The sequence below is a fragment of the Povalibacter sp. genome, assembly GCF_036735925.1.
Taxonomy (GTDB): domain Bacteria; phylum Pseudomonadota; class Gammaproteobacteria; order Steroidobacterales; family Steroidobacteraceae; genus Steroidobacter.
Map to the genome: position 1 here is coordinate 32035 of NZ_DAINNK010000034.1, position 19974 is coordinate 52008.

Genomic DNA, 19974 nt, shown 5'->3' on the forward strand with positions numbered 1-19974 from the left:
GCGGCCTCATCGTGCTTGCCGCGACCGAACAGCCGGCGCAGACGCGCCTGCAAATCGTCCGTCAGCGTAAAGATCACGGGCACGACGAACAGGCTGAGCGCCGTCGACGTGATCAATCCGCCGATCACCGCCACACCCATCGGCGCGCGGAAACTCGGATCGCCCGACCAGCCGGTGGCGATCGGCAGCATGCCGGCGCCCATCGCGATGGTCGTCATCACGATCGGGCGAGCCCGCTTGGAACAGGCATCGATCAGCGCATCGGTGCGCGACAGGCCTTCGTGCATCGCCCTCACCGCGTATTCGACCAGCAGGATCGAGTTCTTGGTCACGATGCCCATCAGCATCAGCATGCCGATCAGCGAAGGCGTCGAAATCTGGTAGTGGAACAGCCACAGACACAGCAGCGCGCCGCCTGCCGACGGCGGCAGCGCGGACAGAATCGTGATCGGCTGCAGGAACTCGCGGAACAGCAGCACCAGCAGCAGATAGATGCACAGGATGCCGACCAGCATCGCCTGGCCGAAGCCGGCGAACAGGTCGAGCATGAACTTCGCTTCGCCGGACGGCACTTCGCGCACGCCGTTGGGCAGTTGCTGCAACGAGGGCAACTGTCGCGCCTTGGCGAGTACGTCGCCCAGCGGTTCGCCGTTGAGATCGGCCTGGATGGTGACGTTGCGGCTGCGGTCGTAGCGCGTGATCTGCGCCGGTCCCGCACCGAGTGACACTTCCGCGACGCTGATCAGCGGCACCGGACCGTGACGTCCGGGCACCGACAGCATGCGGATGCGTTCGAGATCGGTTCTCGCGTCATCGCGCAGCTGCACGCGGATCGGAATCTGGCGGTTGGCGAGATTGAGCTTGGCGAGACTGGTCTCGACGTCGCCCGACGTCGCGATGCGCGTCACCGCGCCGAGCGTTTCCGTCGTGACGCCCAGTTCGGCGGCGCGATCCGGCAGCGGCCGGATCACGATCTCCGGCTTCATCAGGCTGGCGCTGCTGGTGACGTTGCCGATCCTGGGCAGCGTGCGCAGATCGCGTTCGACGGCCGAAGCCGCACGCTCGAGCTGGTGCGGATCGTCGCCGGCCAGCGTGATCTGCATCTTGGTGCCGACCTGCGCGCCGCCGAAGGACACGCGCGCGCCCGGAATGTCGCTCACGCGCTGCGCGGCCTGATGTTCGAACTGCTGCTGCGTGAGGTCGCGCTCGTCCGCGGGCGCGAGCTGGATCGTGAGGCTGGCGCGGCGCACGTCGCCGGCTGATTGACCGCCCATGCCGCCACCGCCGCCACCGGCACCGACGATCGAATAGACGCTCTTCGTTTCCGGCATCTGCATCAGCCGCTGGCGGATCGCTTCGGCAACGCGCGTGGTTTCCGCGAGCGTGGCGCCGGGCGCCAGCTCCACCGTCATCACGGCGAAGCCGACGTCACCGGCGGGCGAGAAGCCTTTCGGAATGAACGGCGTCAGCGAGAAGCACGCCAGCAGGAAGATCGTCGCGTAGGCGAGCGTGCGACGGCGGTGATGCAGGCACCACTCCACGCCGCGCAGGTACAGGCGCTTGAACCAGCCGTCCTCATTCTTCTCGTCGTGCGCCTTGAGCATGTACGCCGCCATCATCGGCGTGAGCATGCGGGCCACGACCAGCGAGAACAGCACGGCCACCGCCGAGGTGAACGCGAACGGCCGGAAGAATTCGCCCGGGATCCCGCCCATGAACGCGACGGGGATGAACACCGCACACAGCGTGAGCGTGGTCGCGACCACCGCCAGCCCGATCTCGATGGCCGCATCCTTCGCGGCCTGCAGCGGCTGCTTGCCCATGCGCAGGTGGCGCACGATGTTTTCGACTTCGACGATGGCGTCGTCGACCAGCATGCCGACGACCAGCGACAGCGCCAGCAGCGTCAGCAGGTTCAGCGTGTAGCCGAGCAGGTACATCGCCCAGAAGGTCGGAATGATGGCGAGCGGCAGTGCCGCGGCCGAGATCAGGGTGGCGCGCCAGTCGCGCAGGAAGATCCAGACGACGATGACGGCGAGCAGCGCGCCTTCGAACAGCATCTCCATCGAGGAGTCGTACGAACGGCGGATGAACTCGACCGTGGAACTGACCTCGTGGAATTCGACGTTCGGATGCTGCTTGCCGAGCCGTTCGACCGCTTCGCGCGCGCCGGTGGCGACGTCGATGGCGCTCGCGCCCCAGGCGCGTACCACCTGGAAGCCGACGACCTGCTTGCCGTCGAGCATGGCGAGTTCGCGCTGCTCGGCAGCCTGGTCACGCACTTCGGCAATCGTGTCGAGCCGCACGGTGCGGCCGTTGCCGATCGCAATGGGCAGTGCCGCGAGTTCCTGGGCGGATGACAGCGTGCCGGTCGTGCGTACGCTCTGTTCCAGTCCGCCGATGCGGCCTTCGCCGCCGGGGAATTCCGCCTGCACCAGCCGCAGCTGGCGCGAGACGTCGCCGGCGGTGACGCCGAGTGCCGCCATCTGGTCCGGGTCGAGCGCGACGCGGATTTCGCGCGCCACGCCGCCGACGCGGCGCACGGCACCGACGCCTTTCACGGCGGTGAGTTCGCGCATGACCGTGAGGTCCACGAACCACGACAGTTCCGTGTCGCTCATGTTGGTCGATTCGACGCTGAACGTGACGACCGGCTGGCCCGCCGTGGTGATGCGCTGGATGATCGGTTCGCGGGCATCCGCCGGCAGATCCGAACGGATGCGCGTGACGGAGTCGCGCACGTCATCGACGGCTTCGTTGATGTCGCGTTCCAGCTGTAACGTGATCACCGTGGTCGAGGTGCCTTCGTTGATCGTCGAAGTGATGTGATCGATGCCCGTCACCGACGAGACCGCATCTTCGATCTTGCGCGTCACTTCCGATTCGAGCTGCGATGGCGGCACGCCCGGATAGGGCACCGTCACGACCACCGCCGGCAGTTCGATGTCCGGCATGTCCTGGATGCCGAGCTTCGGAAAGCTGTACAGCCCCGCGGCGGTGAGTGCCACGAACAGCACGATCACCGCCATCGGGTTGCGGATCGACCAGGTGACGAAGTTCATGACGGACGCTCGGCGTCGGCGGCCACGACGTTGACGCGGTCGCCGTCCTTCAGGAAGCCCGCGCCCTTGTCGACGATGCGATCGTCCGGGGTGACGCCGTCGAGGACTTCGATGAGATTGCCGTCGACCGTGCCCGTCTGGACGCGGCGCCGGTGCACGATGTCACCGTCGACGACGAACACGTAGCTGTAGCCGTCCTCGATCACCACGCTGACGACCGGCACCATGCTGCTTTCGCTGTGCGCGAGCACGATCTCGCCGCGGGCGAACATGCCCGGACGCGCGCTGCCCGCCGGAATGTCGACATACACCAGGCCGGCACGCGTCGCGCTTTCCACTGTCGGCGCGACCGTGCGCACCTTGCCTTCGATGCGCGCGCCGTCGGCTGTCGTGAGCGCGACGGACTGCCCGATCTTGATCTCGCGCATGCGCGACTCGGGAATCTCCGCGCGCCACTCGATGCGGCCCTTGCGCACCAGGCGCAGCATTTCTGCGCCGGCCTGCGCGATCTGCCCCACCGTGACCGTACGCGAGGAAATGACGCCGTCATCGGGCGCCGTGACATGGGCGTAGCGCAGTCGCAGCGCGGCGCCTTCGAGTTCCGCCTTCGCCACTTCGACGCGCGCCTGGGCGGCGACTTCCTCGCTGCGCAGCTTGTCGAGGTCGGAAGCGGAGAGCACCGACGAGTTCGCCAGCGGCTGTGCACGTCGCAGCGCCGATGCCGCGTTCTCGAGTGTCGCTTGCGCCTGCTGCACGTTGGCGCGTTTCGACGCCACTTCGGCGACCAGCAGTTCGTCGGACAGGCGCACGAGTTCCTGTCCCTGGCGCACGCGGTCGCCGACATCGACGTTCACGGACGCGACGCGATAGCCGCCGACCTCGGGACCGATGATCACGTCCTGCCAGGGAAACACGGTGCCGTTGGCCACGATGGCACGCGCAAGTTTCGTGGTCGACAGCGTGGTCGTCGTGACGGTCAGCGAGGCGGGCGCCGTGGCGGCGACTTTCTCGCCGCGATCGGGGCGCGTCAGGACGATGGCGACGGCGATGACGGCCAGCACGGCGGCGGTCAGCGCAATGCGGCCGCGGCGGGTTTGCGGCAGGCGGTCCGAAAGTTCCGAAAGGTTCATCGTGAAGTGGCTCTCAAGAAGGCGTCCGGTCGCCCGGTTTCGCTGATTATCAGCTTGCTGATATGGTATCAGTAAGCTGATAATCCCGCACCAGAGCCATGTCACAACGCAATGTAAAGATCCTTGGGGAACAGGTCGACGGCATGACGCCGGAGCAGGCCATCCCGTACCTGCTGAAAAGCCTGCACCATTTGCTGCGCGGGGTAATCGAGGAACGGCTGCGCGAGGAACGGCTGGAGATGTCGTTCGCGCATTTTGCCGCGCTGTACATGCTCGAGTCGGAGCCGGGCATCGCGGGTGCGGAGATCGCGCGCCGCTGCTTCGTCACGGCGCAGACGATGAACACCATCCTGCGGAGGCTCGAAGCGGACGGGGCCGTGATGCGCCGGCCGAATCCGGGGAATTCGCGCGCCGACAGCTGGAGTCTGAGCGACGCCGGCCGCAGGCGTCTGGGTCGGGCCAAGATCGTGGGCGAGGAAGTCTGGGCGCGGCTGCTGTCGGCGCTGAAGCAGAACGAAGTCACCCAACTGCAGCAGTTGCTGCAGAAATGCGTGTCGGGATTCGACGGCGCGACGGTAACGACCGGAACGAAGCGGGCACGCGCCGCGAAGAGCGCCTCGCGACGTCAGGCAGCGACCGCAGGGCGCGGCCGCGCCTGAATCCCGCGGGCTCAGCGCAGCAGGCTGCCGCCCAGGAAATCCTGTTTGCCGATATCGACGCCTGCGTGACGCAGCAGGTTGTAGGTCGTCGTCACGTGAAAGAAGAAGTTCGGCAGCGCCCAGTGGCGCAGGAATACCAGTCCCTTGAAGTTCAGGTCGCCGCGCGGCGTCTTGAGCACGATCTCGCGATCTTCCGAACCGTCGATCTGCTCGCGCGGCACGGTCTTGATGAAGTCGACGGTCTTGTCGACGCGTGCGATGAGTTCTGCCAGCGTGGTTTCGGTGTCTTCGAACTTCGGCGGCTCGATGCCGGCGAGGCGTGCGACTGCGCCCTTGGCGGCATCCGAAGCGATCTGCACCTGGCGCGTCAGCGGGAACATGTCCGGCGCCAGTCGGCTGGCGGCGAGGATGCCGGGATCGAACTTGCGTGCTTCGGCGGACGCGATGCCCTTCTGCAGAAGGTTCTTCAGGCTGGCGAGCGTGTGAAGAAAGGTCGGGATCGAAGCCTCGTACATCGAGATCGTGGTCATGGCGGGCGCCTGGTTTGTGGGGACGCGGATTATAGGGCGGCGAGCCCGCAGCCCAAGGGGGCGTGCCGCCACGAGACGATCAGCGTGTCAGTACGCCCGTTTCGGCTTCACGACCCAATGCAATGAGATCGAATCCGGCACCCGTGCTTTCCACCAGCGTGACCGATGCATGATCAGGCCGGAAGCACACGACGTGATCGACCCGCCGTGCTGCAGCGACCACGGCATTGATGGCGATGAAATGCGTGAAGATGACGCTGTCGCCCGGCAATGCCTGCAGCGATTCGAGCAGCGCTGTGCGCCAGGCCAGATAGTCGGGCGAGCCGGGCGGCGAGAAGGACTGCAGTTCATCCCAGGTGCCCTGCATGCCGCGATTCAGCCATTCGCGTCGCGCCTGTGCACTGAGCGGCGGCGCCGGGATTTCTGCCACGGGTGCGAACACGCGTGCGGATTGTTGCCACATCTGTTCGAGCGGCTGCGCCGTCTCGCGGCAACGGCGCATCGGGCTTGAAAGCAAGGCGACGGGAGACAACGTCGTCGCCAGGCCGCTCGCGGTGGTGCGGGATTGCTCGACGCCGAGGGCATCGATGCCGGGATCCGGATCTTCTCCCCAGCCGGCGGAGGGACGTGCGTGTCGAACCAGAAAGAGTTTTGGCATGTGCTCACAGGAAGACCATGTGGTCTTCCATCATCCTTGAAGCAAGGCAGTCCTGACAGTTCTATCGGGAATTGGCGGGTGCAAAGACATCAACGGACAACGTGACGGTGCGCGATTCGTTGTTGCCGAGCGCGCCGACGCCAACCACTTTGCGCGCGACTTCCTCGCCCTTGTCGTTGCGGATCGAAACGACGACCGAGTACTCCCATGCCGCGCTCGTCGGCGGATTGCGGAACGATCCTTCGACCCGCAGCGCCGAGAACGTCGGCTGCGCACGCCGCTCGACGATCGCTTTCGGGTCGAAGCGCAGATGGTGATGGCATCCCGGGCAGACGGCAGCGCTTTCGAGGATCGTGGCCTTGCAGTGCGGACAGATCCTCGTCTTTCCGGGCGCCGCGACGCGGCTGTTCATGGACCGGGTCAGGTCTTGGACTTGTCGTCCCAGCCGAACTCGGCGCGACCGCGCATGCGCGAACCTGCGGCCACGGTCAGGGAGCCTGCCTTGAGATCGCCATTGAGAACGCCGGTCTGCAGCAACTCGACCCGCGACGCGGCATCGATGTTGCCTTCGAGTTCGCCGCCGACCACCACGGTATGTGCGCGTACGCCGCCCGTGAGATGGGCGCCGGATTCGATGGTGAGATTGCCCTGCACGTGCACGTCGCCCTTGAAGTTGCCGGCGATGCGGACGTGGCCGTTGCCTTCGATCTTGCCTTCAATGGTCAGGCCTGCGGCGATAACCGATTCCTTGCCGCCGCCCGCATCAGCGCGCGACGCCGGAGCGGTGCGAGCCGGTTCGGCCACCGCAGCAAGCGGTGTCACGGTCTTCTCGGGTTCCTTGGCTGCAGGATCCGGCCCGCTCTGTTCCCGGCCGTATTGATCTTTCCACAACGCCATGACGAACCCTCCTGTGGGTGAACTTCGAAACGGTCGACGGACCGTTGAAGGTAAATACACAGCGGGAGTGTGAAGTGTCAAACAAGTCGACACTTTGTCGGAAGTTGCCGACAGATCAGAGGGAGAAGAGGCGGGAGAGATGAAGGCGGGACTTGCCCCGCCTGCCCGCAAGAACCAGCCGGGACCGGCAGGCTCTCGCGGGAGGAACGACCCGATCGATCAGTTCAAGCTGTCGAGGGTAAACATCAACGTGATGGCCATCGTGCCGATCAGGAACGCCGTATAGATGATTTCCATGGAACCTCCTTTGCTGCTTTGCGTCATTTTGCAATGCACCATAACATTTAAGCAAAGCAAGTCAATTACTTCTGTCACGTATTGTTGCGAAGCAAGAAGTTGTTCCTGATCTCTGCGATCAGGTCATCGGAAGAGCGCGTCCGTACAAATCCCCGCGCGGTCCCTTGAATGACGCGGCGTATATTCGCCGCGAGAGATCGGGCCCGAACCCGTCCATACAACACCGGGGGATTTCGCATGCTGAAGCTCACCGTCAATGGCGCGAGCCATGAAGTCGACGTTGCCGACGACACGCCGCTGCTCTGGGTGCTGCGCGACACGCTGGGGATGACAGGCACGAAGTACGGTTGCGGCATGGCCCTGTGCGGCGCCTGCACCGTTCACATCGATGGCGCCGCCACGCGGGCGTGCGTCACGCCGGCCAGCGCCGTGGCGGGCAAGTCCATCACGACGATCGAAGGTCTGTCGCCGGATCGCAGTCATCCGGTGCAGAAGGCCTGGATCGAATTCGATGTGCCGCAATGCGGCTACTGCCAGTCCGGCCAGATCATGTCGGCCGCGGCATTGCTGGCGAAGACGCCTGCGCCGACCGATGGCGACATCGACACGGCGATGGCGGGCAATCTGTGCCGCTGCGGCACCTACGTGCGCATCCGCAAGGCCATCCATCGCGCGGCCGAACTGACCGCCGGCAAGGAGGGCTGATCCATGTCGCTCGACACCGAGATGGAATCGATCAGCCCGTCGCACGAGCCGCAGATGCACGTCGAACTCTCGCGACGCGGTTTTCTGAAATCGGCCGCCGCGACGTCCGGCGGCTTGGTCATCGCGATGTATCTGCCGGGCTGCGGCAAACCCGACAACGTCGCGCGCACTGCCGGACCGGCGAAAGTCGTCGAGGCGAATGCCTGGTTGCGCATCGGCACCGACGGCGCGATCACCGTGCTGTGCGACCGATCCGAGATGGGCCAGGGCGTCTACACGGCGCTGCCCACGTTGATCGCAGAGGAACTGGGCGTCGAACCTGCCAGCATCCAGGTGGAATTCGCCCCGCCCGGTGCGGCGTATGTCAACAGCCTGCTCGGCGCGCAGGTGACCGGCGGCAGCACGAGCGTGCGCGATGCGTGGGACAAGCTGCGCATGGCGGGCGCCGAGGCGCGCGAACGACTGATCGCCGTCGCCGCCGATGAATGGAGCGTGCCGGCGTCGCGGTGTTCGGTCGAAGACGGCTATGTCGTTTTCACGAGCCGCAGAGCGGCGTTCGGTGAACTGGTCGAAGCGGCGGCGGCGCTTCCCAGGCCGGCGAACGTGCGACCGCGCGGTCGCGATGCGTGGCGCTTCATCGGCAAACCGCAGAAGCGTCTCGACACGGCGGCGAAGGTCGATGGCAGTGCGCAGTTCGGTATCGATGTGCGTCTACCGGACATGCTGTACGCATCGCTGGCGCAAGCGCCCGAACTTGGTGCCACCGTGGAAAACTTCGATGACGCCAGGGCCAAGGCCATGCCCGGCGTGCGACAGGTCGTGCAGACCTCAGCCGGCGTCGCAGTGATCGCCGACAGCTGGTGGCAGGCGAAGCAGGCGCGCGACGCCCTGACGATCAAATGGAAATCCGGCCCGAATGCCCGGCTCAGCAATGCGGCGATCTATGCCGGCCTGAAATCTGCCGCCAGCGGGACGGGCAAGGAAGTCCGCAAGGAAGGCGATTCCGAGAGCGGTCTGCGCGGCGCATCGAAGCGCGTCGATGCCGTGTACGAACTGCCCATGCTGGCGCATGCGACGCTCGAGCCGCAGAACTGCACGGTCGAGTTCAAGGACGGCCACTGTCACGTCTACGCGCCGACCCAGGTGCAACAGATGGCCCAGGCCGTCGCTGCGCAGGCTGCGGGCCTGCCGCTCGAGAAAGTCCTCGTGCACACGACGTTCCTCGGCGGCGGCTTCGGTCGTCGGCTCGATGTCGATTTCATTCCCGCAGCGGTCGAGTGCGCCAAGGCGGCGGGCAAACCGGTGAAACTGCTGTGGACGCGCGAAGACGACACGACTCATGACAAGTATCGCCCGCCGGCACGCAACACCTGCGCGGCGGCGCTCGATGCGCAGGGCAATCTCACGACGTTCAAGCTGCAGCTCGTCGCGCCGTCGATTACTTCACGCTGGGCGCCGGCGGTGGTGAAGGACATCGTCGATCCGTTCGCCATCGAAGCGGCGCACAACTATCCCTATGCCGCCGCGAACGTGCGCATCGACTACGTGCAGCACGAGATCGGAATCGACGTGGGCTACTGGCGTTCGGTCAGCCATGCGCTCAACTGCTTCACGGTCGAAGGGTTCATGGATGAAGTGGCGCATGCGGCCGGCAAGGATCCGTATCAGTTCCGGCACGACCTGCTCGCCAGGCAGCCGCGCTGGCAGGCGGTTCTGGATGCAGCGGCGAAGAAGGCGCAGTGGGGACGCATTCCGGAAGGCCGTTACCAGGGCATCGCGCTGATGTCCGGCTACGACACGTATCTGGCGCAGGTCGCCGAAATTTCCATGGAAGGCAACAGGCTGAAGGTCCATCGCATCGTCTGCGTGATCGATTGCGGCCAGATCGTGAATCCCGACATCGTTCACGCGCAGGCCGAAGGCAGCATCATCTTCGGACTGACGGCGGCGCTGTACGACGAGATCAACGTCGCCGGCGGCAAGGTGAAGGAACAGAACTTCAACGACTATCGCCTCATGCGCATCAACGAGGTGCCGGCGGTGGAGGTCTACTTCATCGAAAGCGAGGAGAAGCCGGGCGGCATGGGCGAGCCGGTAGTCGCGCTGGTCGCACCGGCAGTCTGCAACGCGATCTACGCAGCGACCCGCAAGCGCCTGCGCACGCTGCCGATCGCGAAGCAGGGCATCGCGGTCTAGTTTCCTGCTGTGGGGCCGGCTTTAGCCGGCCTTCGAGCAATGTCAGGCTGAAGCCTGACCCACAGGAAGAATTCAGCTTCAGCAGCAGCGCTGCACGCCGCTCCACTTGTTCTGCTGCTGACGCAGATAGAACGCGCGCCGACCGAGCGGCGCGCAGTCCTCGTGCGTGTGGCGGTGATGCTGCAGGTAACGCTCGTAGGCGTCGTCAGTCGCCAGTTCGCGTACGAAGCGCCAGAAGGATTGCAGTCGCGCTTTCATGCACGGACCTCCATCACGACAGCCGGCGCTTCCGAACTCGGCAGCACGGGCAGGCCGCGGGTCACGCGGCGCGCCACGCGCAGCATGTCGGCAATCACGATCCAGAGAATGACGGTGAGTATGATCGCCAGCACGGCATCGAGACGCTGGTTGAAGATCAGCTGCGGCGCCACCGCCATCTGTTCGGGACTCAGCGTCCCCGCGGCGACCTTGTTCGCCAGCTGATCCGCTGCGGCCAGAAAGCCGATGCGCGGATCCGTCGACACGATCTTTTCCCAGGTTGCTGCGGTGGTGATCACCGCAATCCATGCCAGCGGCACCGCAGTGACCCAGGCATGGCGCAGCTGTCCCTGCTTGATCAGGATGCCGGTCGCGACCGACAGCGCGATGCCCGCGAGCAACTGGTTCGCGATGCCGAACAGCGGCCAGAGAATGTTGATGCCGCCATTGGGATCGATGACGCCGATGTAGAGGAAGTATCCCCAGCCCGCGACGACCAGTGCGCTGGAAACCAGGATGGATGGATACGACGACGTTTCGCCGAGCCGCTTCGAGAAGTGACCGAGCAGATCCTGCACCATGAAGCGGCCGACGCGTGTGCCCGCATCGAGCGTCGTCAGGATGAAAACCGCTTCGAACATGATGGCGAAGTGATACCAGATGGCCAGCAGGCCCTGGCCGAACACGGAAGAAAGGATGCTCGCCATGCCGACGGCCAGCGACGGCGCGCCGCCCGTGCGCGCAAACAGCGTCGACTCGCCCATCGCCGCGGCGAGCGAATCCATCTGCTCGACCGTGACCGGGAATCCCCAGCCGCTGATCGTCGTCACCGCGGCTTCGGCCGTTGCGCCGACGACGCCGGGCGCGCTGTTGATCGCGAAGAAGACGCCCGGGTCGAGCAGCGTGGCGGCGATCATGGCCACGATGGCGACGCACGATTCGAGCATCATGCTGCCGTAGCCGATGAGGCGCACATCGGTTTCATTGCCGATGAGCTTGGGCGTCGTGCCGCTCGACACCAGCGCATGGAATCCCGAGATCGCGCCGCAGGCGACGGTGATGAAGACGAACGGAAACAGCGCGCCGCCGAAGATCGGGCCGCTGCCGTCGATGAACTGCGTCAGCGCAGGCATTTTCAGATCCGGCCGCATCAGGATCACGGCAAGCACCAGCAGCAGCACGGTGCCGAGCTTGAGGAACGTCGACAGGTAGTCGCGCGGCGCCAGCAGCAGCCACACCGGCAGCACGGCGGCGATGAAGCCGTAGCCGATCACGAAGGCCGCGAGCGAGCGACCGTCCCAGTCGAACCAGGCGCGCAGCGTCTCGTGCTCGTTCACCAGGCCGCCGCCGACCACCGCGGCAAGCAGCAGCGCGACGCCGATCAGCGAGGCTTCCAGTACGCGGCCGGGCCGCAGGTTGCGCAGGTAGAGCCCGACGAGCACGGCGATGGGAATGGTCGCAAACACCGTCGAGGTCGCCCATGGGCTGTGCTTCATCGCGTTCACGACCACGAGTCCGAGCACCGCGATCAGGATCAGCATGATGGTGATCGTGCCGATCATCGCCGCATAGCCGCCGATGGGACCGAGTTCGTCGCGCGCCATCTGGCCGAGACTGCGGCCATTGCGCCGCGTCGACAGGAACAGGATCGTCATGTCCTGCACGCAGCCGCCGAGCACGGCGCCGACCAGGATCCACAATGTGCCGGGCAGGTAGCCGAACTGCGCTGCCAGCGTGGGACCGATCAGTGGGCCGGGGCCGGCGATCGCCGCGAAGTGATGACCGAAGACGATCCAGCGGTGCGTGGGAACGAAGTCGCGGCCGTTGTTGAGCCGCACGGCCGGCGTGGCGCGAGTGGCATCGACGCACAGCACGCGCGTCGCGACCCACTTGCTGTAGAAGCGATAGCCGATGGCGTAGATGCAGATCGCCGCGACGATGATCCACATCGCATTGATCGTTTCACCCCGATGCAGCGCGACGCCGCCGATGGCGAACGCACCGATCAGCGCGACCAGACTCCACAACACCTTGCGCATTCAGCTCCCCCCAATTGCCTACCAATTGCGTGCCTGCCGTGAGCGACGGCGGTCGCGGCGTATTGTAGGGAGATTCCGCGCCGTGCCCAGCGGTCGGGTCAGTGTCCCGTCGTGACGGGCGCACCGCCCCATTCGGTGCAGAACAGCCGGTCGTCACGGAGTTCGGTCTTGATGATTCCCGCGTTCGGCAGTGCGTGGGTCAGGATGTAATCCTCGGGAACGTTGGACGCGAGCATCGGCACCAGCAGGCCGAGCGTCGCGCTGTGCGACACGATGACGACGATGCCCGTGTCGTTCGCATGCCGGTTCATCAGTTCGCGCACGAACGGCAGGAAGCGTCGTTGCGCGTCCAGCAGGCTCTCGCCCTCGCCGATCCGGGCGCTCGTATCCTTGTCGACGAGCCACTTGCGCACCAGTTCGCGATACGCACGACCGCTGTCGGGCGCATCGAGCGGCATGCCGAGATCGATTTCCACCGCCGCCGGCGCGAGTGCAATGCTGAGCCCGTGCCGGAAGGCCACTGCATCCGCGGTCTGGATCGCCCGCAGACGCGTGCTCGCGTAGATCGTCGTGATCGGCGCGGTCGCGAGGGATTCGCCCAGCGCGAGCGCCTGCTGCACGCCCTGGCGCGTCAAGGGATAGCTGACGCCGTCGTCGGGTGCTGGATGCGGGATCGAATCGACATTGATCTCGCTCTCGCCGTGGCGGATGAACCAGAACTGGATCGACCGCTCCGCCGTTTCCGCCGCGAAGGAAGGTGCCGGCAACCAGACGGCGAGACTCAGGACAGCGGCGACGAACTGTCGGCGGCGGAGGAGCGAGCGGCAGGAGTCACTCATTGCGGTTCGATCGACGAGCACGACGCCGCAGACAGGCGCGATCGCCGTTGTACCTTATCGGCGACAGCAGGAAAACCACGACAGGAGCGATTCTTCGCTCCTGTCATGACGTCCTAATCGTTCGCGTACTCGCGGCACACCTCGGGCTGCGCCTGCAGCACCGGCTTCAGTCCCACCGGCGACCAGCCACCGCCATTCGACACCTGGAGCTGATTGACCACGATCAGCGCCAGCATCGTGTAGTGATCGCGCGTCGGCTTGTCGAGCTTCACCATCCAGCACTTCTGCGCATCCAGCTGCAGGCGTCCCTGATGCCAGCCGCCTTCGATGGATGCGGACTGGATGCGCACGACGGTGTCGTTGCCGACGGGGCCGGCCGCCGGGCTCGCCAGCGGCAACAGGCAGCCGGCCAGTACTGCCAATGTCAGTCGGGTCATGACGCTCATCCCGGAAACTTCACGACCGGTGTCGCGCTCGGCTGGCCGGGCGGAATCCATGCAGGCGCCGGCTGGCCGGCCGGTCCGAGCGAACGCACGTAGTGGTAGATCGCCAGCAGGTCCGCGTCGGTCATGTCGCGCAGCGCGAACCAGGGCATCGGCGGACGCGCCGGCTGACGCGCCACCACCAGCCACTGTTCGGGCGTCAGGTTCTGCATGAACAGGCGCAGATTGACGGGATAGGTCGTGCCCCACGGACCCTGCCAGCCGACCGAGTCGCCGACCAGCCAGCTCTTCTCATCGACGTTGCCGTTGTTGCCCGCGTACCCCGGCGTGTGACAGTCGTTGCAGCCGGCCGTGCGCGCCAGGTAACGGCCCCGCTCGACGACGACGGTTTCGATGCGGCTGGTCGATCCCGCACGAACGGGTTCGGGCTGGGACGCGGCTTCGCGGGTCTGCGAGGCCGCGAGCGAGAACATGGCGGCGGTGAGGCCGGTCAGGACAATGGCGGCCGAGCCGCAAACGATGCGCTTCTTCATGAGGAACTCCGGGATGAGGATGAGTTGCCTGGGTAGCAACCGATACAGGCATTCTCTGCACGCACTGCTGCTGCAACATCGACCGGAGGAGCCAGCTGCGCGCCACCGCGGGAGCCATGACGAGAGACAGGGTCGAGGTGCCTACTTTTCACGGATAGGCGGGCGTATGCTCGGCCGCCTTTGACGCCTGCAGTTCGATCGATTCTTCAATGCAATGGAGGACGCGATGACGGACAAGACGCTACGGGGACGTTTCGTATGGCACGAACTCGTGACGCCGGCGCCGGCGGCGGCGCACAGGTACTACAACGACGTCTTTCACTGGAAGACGGCGCGCGGGGAACAGCATCCCGACTACACCATGTTCGCGACCGGCGGCGAACGGATCGGCGGGACCGTACCGCTGAAAGACGGCGCACCACGGTGGCTGCACTACATCGGCACCCCCAATCTCGAAGCGACCCTCGAGCAGGCGACCAGACTCGGCGCCACCGTGCTCGAAGCGCCGACCGTCATCTCGGACGACAGTCGCTATGCGGTGCTGAACGATCCGCAAGGCGCCCCGTTCGCGCTGTATTCGAGTTCGCAACCCCTGCGCGAGGACCGCACGCCACGGCGTGGTGAATTTTCCTGGATGGAACTGGCGGCCACCGATGCCAACGAGGCGCTGCACTTCTACTGCGCGCTGTTCGGCTGGGAACGGACCGCCGCACACGACATGGGGCCGATGGGTTTCTACTACCTGTTCGGGCGCAACGGCCGCGATATCGGCGGCGCCTTCGACAAACCGGCTGAACTGCCGGGGCCGACATGGCTCGGGTATGTCCGGGCCAAGGATCTCGACGATGTCGTGGCCAAGGCCAGGGCAGGGGGCGGTACGCTGATCAACGGGCCGATGGAAGTTCCCGGCGGCGACTGGATCGCGCAGATCGTCGATCCCCAGGGGGCGATGTTTGCGATCCACGTCATCAAGGCCGATGTCGATGCGGCCAAGGCCGCCCCTTCGCAGGAGCCGGCCGACGCCCCGCCGGCCAGGGCCGGAAAAGCCGTTGCGAACAAGTCAACGCGGGCATCGAGGAAGTCGCCCGCCGCAAAGAAGTCAACGGCGCCCCGCAAGAAGGCAGCCGCGAAAAAGAAACGCACCGCAAAAGCAAAATCCGTGAAGCGTTCTGCCCGCAAAGCGGGTACAGTCCGCACCCGGTCACAAAAAGTTCACAAGGCGAAGGCGGCTTCCCGGAAAAAGTCCGGCGCAAAAAAGAAAGCCGCCCGGCCGAAGAAGGGCAAGTAGGCTCAGGGGTGATGAGACAGAGACAGTCGAAGGGGCTTCTGCCTCCGGGTTGAAGCAACAAGAAGTTCGAGCAGTCTCTTGCAGTCTGAAGGTAGGAAGATCGTGGTCTTCCTACCTTTTATTTTGCCCGCTCGCCACGCGTCCACTCGCCGCGACGTTGCTGCGAGCCCATGCCGCCGGCCGGCGGATGCCGCGGCTCATGCTGCATTACGTCAGAACCTCGCCGCCGGTTTTTTGGCGGCGCGGGATCCACCGGGCCTTTGCTAAGATCGCGGCTACGAAAAGAAGGTCGACCGGGCGCAATGCGCGCCGCTGGCGATCCCCCGTTCCGGCAACTCGAGAAATCGTCAATGAAGGCAGTACGCGGCAAGGCATTCAATGGACAGCGCATCGTGCTCGACAACAAGTCGTTTACGGAGTGTCACTTCAAGGATTCGACCCTGATCATCGAAGGCACCGGGCTCTTCGAAATGCAGAACTGCAAGATCGAGGAGGATTGCCGGCTCGCGGTCGAAGGCCCGGGACAGGTATTGCTGCACCAGCTCAAGATGATGCTGTACTCGGGCGGCTGGATGTCGCGCGTTGCCGATAACGTACTGCATGCCGTGAAGCAGCCGCCCAAGGCCAGGAAGAAAGCAGCGCCTGCCGCCTGATCCGGCGCGGCCGGCCCCTACGGGCGAGCCGCCGCCAAAGTTCCCTTTCCGATTGCACTGATTCCGCGGCCGTCATTCGCGACGGCCGCGCGTCGTTTCCTGCCGGAACCGGATTGCAGACTGCGGCATTACGCAGCCGTCAATTCGAGTCACACAAGGTGAACGACATGCGTAGATTTCCCACCCTGATGCTTGGTCTGGGACTCGCCGCCATTTCGGCCGGCGCGATCGCAGACGAAGGCAAGAGCGACGCCAGCCTCACCGGCAGCGTCAAGTCCGCGCTGATCAGCAACGACGCCACCAAGGCGCGTCAGATCAACGTGGAAACGAAGGATGGCGTCGTGCAGCTGAGCGGCTTCGTCGATTCCGCTGCGGCGAAGTCCGCGGCCGAAGCCACGGCGAAGAACGTCGAGGGCGTGCAGAAGGTCGAGAACAAGCTGCTGATCCGCGATCCCGACCGCTCGACCGGCGCAGCCGTGGACGACACGGTGATCGCCGCGAAGGTGAAGAGCCAGATCGCCGGCAAGGCCGGTCTCGGCACCGCCTCCGACGTCAACGTCGAAGTGAACAGCGGCGTGGTCGAGCTGAGCGGCTTCGTCGGCACATCGGCCGAGAAGACGCACGCCGGCGAACTGGCGCGCGGCATCAACGGCGTGAAGGACGTTCGCAACAACATCACCGTGAAGCCGGCCGGCTGATCGCCGTCCCGATGGGTGAGGTGACGCGCAGCGATCGCTCCCGTCCTGCGCGTCACCTCGATGGATTCGGGTCCTGCTTGTTCTGCACCATCTGCGCCAGCGCGTAGACCGTCTCCAGCACCGGCATCGCGACATTGTTCTTGCGGCCGGAGCGCACCACGTTGCCGAGGATCGCTTCGATTTCCATCGGTCGGCCATTCTCGTAATCCAGCGCCATGCTGGTCTTGTAGCCGGGCAGCGCACGCGTGTCCGCGATCATGCGATCCACCAGCTTCGGGTGCATCGGGTGCCCGGCCGCCGCGGCGGCGGCGCAGACCTCGTTCATGGCGAGACGGATGAGCTGCTGATTTTCCGGCGTCCGCAGCATCATTTCGGTATCGAACACGCCGCCGAGGACCGAAATCGGGTTGAACGCGGTGTTCCACACGGCCTTCTGCCAGCGCGCGGCGACGACATTGCTGGTGAGCCTGCATTCGATCTTGCTCGCCCCCAGCAGGGCTGCGAGACGTTCCGCGGCGGGTGTGATGCCTGCGGGATAGCAGCCCATCGACAGCGACCCGAGCGCGTGATGCACGATCTCGCCCTGACCGGTGCGGCTCACCTGCACGAATGCCAGCGTGCTCAGCAGTTCGTTGCCGGGAAACGCAGCGACGAGTTCGTCTTCGATGTCGATGCCGTTCTCGATCAGCACGATCGTCGTGCCGGGGCCGACCGCCGGACGGATCAGCGCGACCCGATCGACATCCGGCAACACCTTCACCGTCAGGATCAGATAGTCGGGCGGCGTCGTGCACTGCGCCACTTCGCGCAGCACGGCATGCGGTCGAAAGACGTGATCGCCCAGCAGCGGGCTGCGAATCGCATAGCCATGACGCTGGACCTGCTCGAAGTCGGAACGGCACACGACCGACACGGCCGCGCCCTGTCGCGCCAGCGCCGAACCGTAGAGCGCGCCGATCGCGCCTGCGCCGACAATCAGAATCGAAGGGGGTGGTGTCATGGTCTCGAACGTCCTCGCTGCGGCAGGCCGGCATCCTAGCCGCTGTCGTCGTGCGAGGCGACCGTCGATGCGCGCCTGCGTTGCAAGCGGCGCACCAGCAATGTGTAGGCGATGACATTGACCAGCAGCACGCCGCCGCCGATGACGAACTGCACCTCGCGCGTCAGCCCCTCCGGATAGAGGAGTGCCATGATGTAGTGATCGATGAAGCCGCCGCCGTAGCCGGCTTCGCCGCCTCGACGGCGCAGCGAATTCTCCAGCGGCGTCAGCGGACAGATGCGGCCGCTGAACTCGATCCAGGCGCCCCACAACGCCGCCGGCACGTGCAGCCACGCAACGCGCGGGAAGCGCAGCGCCAGGAATCCACCGGCCACGACGAAGATGACGAATGCCAGGTGGATGACCAGAACGGCGTCGGCGAGCACACGCACGAGCATGCGCCGATGATAGGCGACCCGGATGCTGCATCGCATGCCGAGCGCGCAGGACCGGGGGCGCTGCTGTTTGCGTTCAGGATTTCGGCTTCCCGCGGGCATGTCGGCCTGAAACGGCAATTCGCGGCGCTGCCAGCCAAGATCTGATAGCGCGGCGACGGCCAAGCCCGGATAATGCGCCCCGTTTTTTGCCTGGTCCGAGGACCCTTATGCCGCAGCTGCCCGCCCTGAGTATCGACGACCTCCGCGCCTGGCACGGCCAGATCCGCCAGCGTTACGACGCCTTTGCCAAACGCGGCGTGAAACTGAACCTGACGCGCGGCAAACCGTCGGCGGCGCAGCTCGATCTGTCGAATCCGCTGCTGTCATTGCCCGGCAGCGGCGACTTCATGTCCGGCAACATCGACACGCGCAACTACGGCGAACTGGCCGGCCTGCCCGAACTGCGCGCCGTGATGGCGGCGGTGTTCGGCGTCACGCCCGACCGCCTGATCATCGGCGAGAACGCCAGCCTGTCGATCATGCACGACTGCGTCGCCTTCTCGATGCTGAAGGGCACGTGCGACAGCGAACGTCCCTGGTCGAAGGAACCGCGCATCGCCTTCCTGTGCCCGGTGCCCGGCTACGACCGTCACTTCTCGATCTGCCAGGAATTCGGCATCGAGATGATTGCCGTGCCGCTCACCGACCGCGGTCCCGACATGAGCATCGTCGAGAAGCTCGTCGCGGGCGATGCACAGATCAAGGGCATCTGGTGCGTGCCGAAGTACAGCAACCCGACCGGCACCGTGTATTCGAAGGAGACCATCGAGCGCCTGGCGAAGATGCAGACCGCGGCGCGCGACTTCCGCATCTTCTGGGACAACGCCTACGCCGTGCATCACCTCACGGCCGAGCGCATCGAGATCGCCAACATTGACGAGGCTTGCGCGCGTCACGGCAATCCGAACCGCGCCTTCATCTTCGGCTCGACCTCCAAGGTGACGTTCGCCGGCGCCGGCATCGGCGTGTTCGCGAGTTCCAAGGACAACGCGGCCTGGTACCTGAAGCGCATCGAGAAGCGCACCATCGGCGGCGACAAGGTCAACCAGCTGCGGCACCTGCGCCTGCTGAAGCATGCCGACGGCATCGCGGCGCTGATGGATCGTCATCGCGAAATCCTCGCGCCGAAGTTCGACAAGGTGCTGGAGATCTTCAACGAGCATCTGGGTAACACAGGCGTAGCTTCGTGGACCACGCCGAAGGGCGGCTACTTCATCACGCTCGACGTGCTCGACGGCTGCGCGAAGCAGGTGGTGAAGCTGGCGAAGGAAGCGGGCGTCGAACTCACGCCGGCCGGTGCGACCCATCCGCTGGGCAACGATCCGCACGACCGCACGATCCGCATCGCGCCGAGCTTTCCCGATCTCGCGGAAGTCTCGCAGGCGGCCGAAGGCGTCGTGCTGGCGGTGCTGCTCGCGGCGACGGAGAAGCTGCTGGCGAAGTGAGCGCTCTCCTGATCTGATCTTCTTCTTCCTGTGGGGCCGGCTTCAGCCGGCCTCTGATAGGGAGTCAGGCTGAAGCCTGACCTACAGCAAGAGATCAGCGCACGCCGAGAATGCGTCGCGCAATCATCAGCACGACGATGATGACGAGCGCGGCGACGCCGAACATCA

At 65.4% G+C, this 19974-nt stretch carries 20 protein-coding genes; 7 read left to right on the forward strand and 13 right to left on the reverse strand.

Going from position 1 to position 19974, the window contains the following annotated elements:
* Both V7D81_RS11970 and V7D81_RS11975 read right to left on the reverse strand, forming a co-directional pair.
* Positions 1–3062 (reverse strand): efflux RND transporter permease subunit (locus V7D81_RS11970; protein ID WP_324316756.1); only part of this gene is annotated, 3062 nt, incomplete at its 3' end.
* Positions 3059–4192: an efflux RND transporter periplasmic adaptor subunit gene (locus V7D81_RS11975; RefSeq protein ID WP_324316757.1), complete on the reverse strand. Its 1134-nt coding sequence runs from the start codon at positions 4190–4192 to the stop codon at positions 3059–3061. The genes V7D81_RS11975 and V7D81_RS11970, both read right to left, overlap by 4 nt.
* Positions 4193–4290: 98 nt before the next feature.
* Here V7D81_RS11975 and V7D81_RS11980 point away from each other — a divergent pair, with 98 nt between their 5' ends.
* Positions 4291–4851 carry a MarR family winged helix-turn-helix transcriptional regulator gene (locus tag V7D81_RS11980; protein ID WP_324316758.1) on the forward strand — a complete coding sequence of 187 codons (561 nt, stop codon included), beginning with the start codon at positions 4291–4293 and terminating at the stop codon, positions 4849–4851.
* An 11-nt stretch (positions 4852–4862) separates the two neighbouring features.
* Here the strand turns inward: V7D81_RS11980 and V7D81_RS11985 are convergent, their stop codons facing one another.
* The 4 genes from V7D81_RS11985 to V7D81_RS12000 form a co-directional block, all read right to left on the reverse strand.
* Positions 4863–5381, reverse strand: a complete 519-nt coding sequence (locus tag V7D81_RS11985) for a DUF1993 domain-containing protein (protein WP_324316759.1) — start codon at positions 5379–5381, stop codon at positions 4863–4865.
* A gap of 79 nt (positions 5382–5460) precedes the next feature.
* Positions 5461–6039, reverse strand: a complete 579-nt coding sequence (locus tag V7D81_RS11990; protein ID WP_324316760.1) for a histidine phosphatase family protein — start codon at positions 6037–6039, stop codon at positions 5461–5463.
* Between the two features lie 61 nt (positions 6040–6100).
* Positions 6101–6451 carry a hypothetical protein gene (locus tag V7D81_RS11995; RefSeq protein ID WP_324316761.1) on the reverse strand — a complete coding sequence of 117 codons (351 nt, stop codon included), beginning with the start codon at positions 6449–6451 and terminating at the stop codon, positions 6101–6103.
* Positions 6452–6459: 8 nt separating this feature from the next.
* Positions 6460–6936, reverse strand: coding sequence for a bactofilin family protein (locus V7D81_RS12000; protein ID WP_324316762.1), 477 nt, complete (start codon positions 6934–6936; stop codon positions 6460–6462).
* Between the two features lie 534 nt (positions 6937–7470).
* Here V7D81_RS12000 and V7D81_RS12005 point away from each other — a divergent pair.
* Both V7D81_RS12005 and V7D81_RS12010 read left to right on the forward strand, forming a co-directional pair.
* On the forward strand, positions 7471–7938 hold the full coding sequence (locus V7D81_RS12005) for a (2Fe-2S)-binding protein (protein WP_324316763.1): 468 nt from the start codon (positions 7471–7473) through the stop codon (positions 7936–7938).
* A 3-nt stretch (positions 7939–7941) separates the two neighbouring features.
* The gene (locus tag V7D81_RS12010) at positions 7942–10134 is read left to right on the forward strand and encodes a xanthine dehydrogenase family protein molybdopterin-binding subunit (RefSeq protein ID WP_324316764.1); all 2193 of its coding nucleotides are present in this window, start codon (positions 7942–7944) and stop codon (positions 10132–10134) included.
* A 78-nt stretch (positions 10135–10212) separates the two neighbouring features.
* On the opposite strand, the gene V7D81_RS12015 is transcribed toward V7D81_RS12010, so the two are convergent.
* The 5 genes from V7D81_RS12015 to V7D81_RS12035 all read right to left on the reverse strand — a co-directional run bounded on the left by V7D81_RS12015 (position 10213) and on the right by V7D81_RS12035 (position 14246).
* Positions 10213–10392 (reverse strand): YbdD/YjiX family protein, encoded by a 180-nt coding sequence (locus V7D81_RS12015; protein WP_324316765.1) that lies wholly within the window; start codon positions 10390–10392, stop codon positions 10213–10215.
* Entirely contained in the window at positions 10389–12431 is a 2043-nt protein-coding gene (locus tag V7D81_RS12020; protein WP_324316766.1) for a carbon starvation CstA family protein, read from the reverse strand. The genes V7D81_RS12015 and V7D81_RS12020 overlap by 4 nt, the downstream gene beginning before the upstream one ends.
* A gap of 98 nt (positions 12432–12529) precedes the next feature.
* Positions 12530–13270 (reverse strand): histidine phosphatase family protein, encoded by a 741-nt coding sequence (locus V7D81_RS12025; RefSeq protein ID WP_324316767.1) that lies wholly within the window; start codon positions 13268–13270, stop codon positions 12530–12532.
* 113 nt (positions 13271–13383) lie between these two features.
* Entirely contained in the window at positions 13384–13707 is a 324-nt protein-coding gene (locus V7D81_RS12030; RefSeq protein WP_324316768.1) for a hypothetical protein, read from the reverse strand.
* A 5-nt stretch (positions 13708–13712) separates the two neighbouring features.
* Positions 13713–14246, reverse strand: coding sequence for a c-type cytochrome (locus V7D81_RS12035; protein WP_324316769.1), 534 nt, complete (start codon positions 14244–14246; stop codon positions 13713–13715).
* A 226-nt stretch (positions 14247–14472) separates the two neighbouring features.
* On the opposite strand from V7D81_RS12035, the gene V7D81_RS12040 reads away from it, so the two are divergent.
* From V7D81_RS12040 to V7D81_RS12050, 3 genes are all read left to right on the forward strand, one after another.
* Complete coding sequence (locus tag V7D81_RS12040) at positions 14473–15534, forward strand: VOC family protein (RefSeq protein ID WP_324316770.1); 1062 nt, start codon at positions 14473–14475, stop codon at positions 15532–15534.
* A gap of 350 nt (positions 15535–15884) precedes the next feature.
* On the forward strand, positions 15885–16187 hold the full coding sequence (locus V7D81_RS12045) for a hypothetical protein (protein WP_324316771.1): 303 nt from the start codon (positions 15885–15887) through the stop codon (positions 16185–16187).
* Positions 16188–16354: 167 nt separating this feature from the next.
* A complete protein-coding gene (locus V7D81_RS12050; RefSeq protein ID WP_324316772.1) occupies positions 16355–16885 on the forward strand; it encodes a BON domain-containing protein in 531 nt (176 codons plus the stop codon).
* 52 nt (positions 16886–16937) lie between these two features.
* Here V7D81_RS12050 and V7D81_RS12055 read toward each other — a convergent pair whose 3' ends face one another.
* Both V7D81_RS12055 and V7D81_RS12060 read right to left on the reverse strand, forming a co-directional pair.
* A complete protein-coding gene (locus V7D81_RS12055) occupies positions 16938–17885 on the reverse strand; it encodes a ketopantoate reductase family protein (protein WP_324316773.1) in 948 nt (315 codons plus the stop codon).
* Positions 17886–17920: 35 nt separating this feature from the next.
* The gene (locus V7D81_RS12060; protein WP_324316774.1) at positions 17921–18358 is read right to left on the reverse strand and encodes a DUF2784 domain-containing protein; all 438 of its coding nucleotides are present in this window, start codon (positions 18356–18358) and stop codon (positions 17921–17923) included.
* Between the two features lie 170 nt (positions 18359–18528).
* Here V7D81_RS12060 and V7D81_RS12065 point away from each other — a divergent pair, with 170 nt between their 5' ends.
* Complete coding sequence (locus tag V7D81_RS12065) at positions 18529–19806, forward strand: aminotransferase class I/II-fold pyridoxal phosphate-dependent enzyme (RefSeq protein WP_324316775.1); 1278 nt, start codon at positions 18529–18531, stop codon at positions 19804–19806.
* Positions 19807–19974 lie beyond the last annotated feature (168 nt).

Bases quoted from the DNA above. Each gene is read 5' to 3' on its own strand.
- V7D81_RS11975 (WP_324316757.1), bottom strand. From the start codon at position 4,192: ATGAACCTTTCGGAACTTTCGGACCGCCTGCCGCAAACCCGCCGCGGC.
- V7D81_RS12055 (WP_324316773.1), bottom strand. From the start codon at position 17,885: ATGACACCACCCCCTTCGATTCTGATTGTCGGCGCAGGCGCGATCGGC.
- V7D81_RS12030 (WP_324316768.1), bottom strand. From the start codon at position 13,707: ATGACCCGACTGACATTGGCAGTACTGGCCGGCTGCCTGTTGCCGCTG.
- V7D81_RS12000 (WP_324316762.1), bottom strand. From the start codon at position 6,936: ATGGCGTTGTGGAAAGATCAATACGGCCGGGAACAGAGCGGGCCGGAT.
- V7D81_RS12060 (WP_324316774.1), bottom strand. From the start codon at position 18,358: ATGCGATGCAGCATCCGGGTCGCCTATCATCGGCGCATGCTCGTGCGT.
- V7D81_RS12035 (WP_324316769.1), bottom strand. From the start codon at position 14,246: ATGAAGAAGCGCATCGTTTGCGGCTCGGCCGCCATTGTCCTGACCGGC.
- V7D81_RS12040 (WP_324316770.1), top strand. From the start codon at position 14,473: ATGACGGACAAGACGCTACGGGGACGTTTCGTATGGCACGAACTCGTG.
- V7D81_RS12025 (WP_324316767.1), bottom strand. From the start codon at position 13,270: ATGAGTGACTCCTGCCGCTCGCTCCTCCGCCGCCGACAGTTCGTCGCC.
- V7D81_RS12015 (WP_324316765.1), bottom strand. From the start codon at position 10,392: ATGAAAGCGCGACTGCAATCCTTCTGGCGCTTCGTACGCGAACTGGCG.
- V7D81_RS12050 (WP_324316772.1), top strand. From the start codon at position 16,355: ATGCGTAGATTTCCCACCCTGATGCTTGGTCTGGGACTCGCCGCCATT.
- V7D81_RS12010 (WP_324316764.1), top strand. From the start codon at position 7,942: ATGTCGCTCGACACCGAGATGGAATCGATCAGCCCGTCGCACGAGCCG.
- V7D81_RS12005 (WP_324316763.1), top strand. From the start codon at position 7,471: ATGCTGAAGCTCACCGTCAATGGCGCGAGCCATGAAGTCGACGTTGCC.
- V7D81_RS12045 (WP_324316771.1), top strand. From the start codon at position 15,885: ATGAAGGCAGTACGCGGCAAGGCATTCAATGGACAGCGCATCGTGCTC.
- V7D81_RS11990 (WP_324316760.1), bottom strand. From the start codon at position 6,039: ATGCCAAAACTCTTTCTGGTTCGACACGCACGTCCCTCCGCCGGCTGG.
- V7D81_RS12020 (WP_324316766.1), bottom strand. From the start codon at position 12,431: ATGCGCAAGGTGTTGTGGAGTCTGGTCGCGCTGATCGGTGCGTTCGCC.
- V7D81_RS11995 (WP_324316761.1), bottom strand. From the start codon at position 6,451: ATGAACAGCCGCGTCGCGGCGCCCGGAAAGACGAGGATCTGTCCGCAC.
- V7D81_RS11980 (WP_324316758.1), top strand. From the start codon at position 4,291: ATGTCACAACGCAATGTAAAGATCCTTGGGGAACAGGTCGACGGCATG.
- V7D81_RS12065 (WP_324316775.1), top strand. From the start codon at position 18,529: ATGCCGCAGCTGCCCGCCCTGAGTATCGACGACCTCCGCGCCTGGCAC.
- V7D81_RS11985 (WP_324316759.1), bottom strand. From the start codon at position 5,381: ATGACCACGATCTCGATGTACGAGGCTTCGATCCCGACCTTTCTTCAC.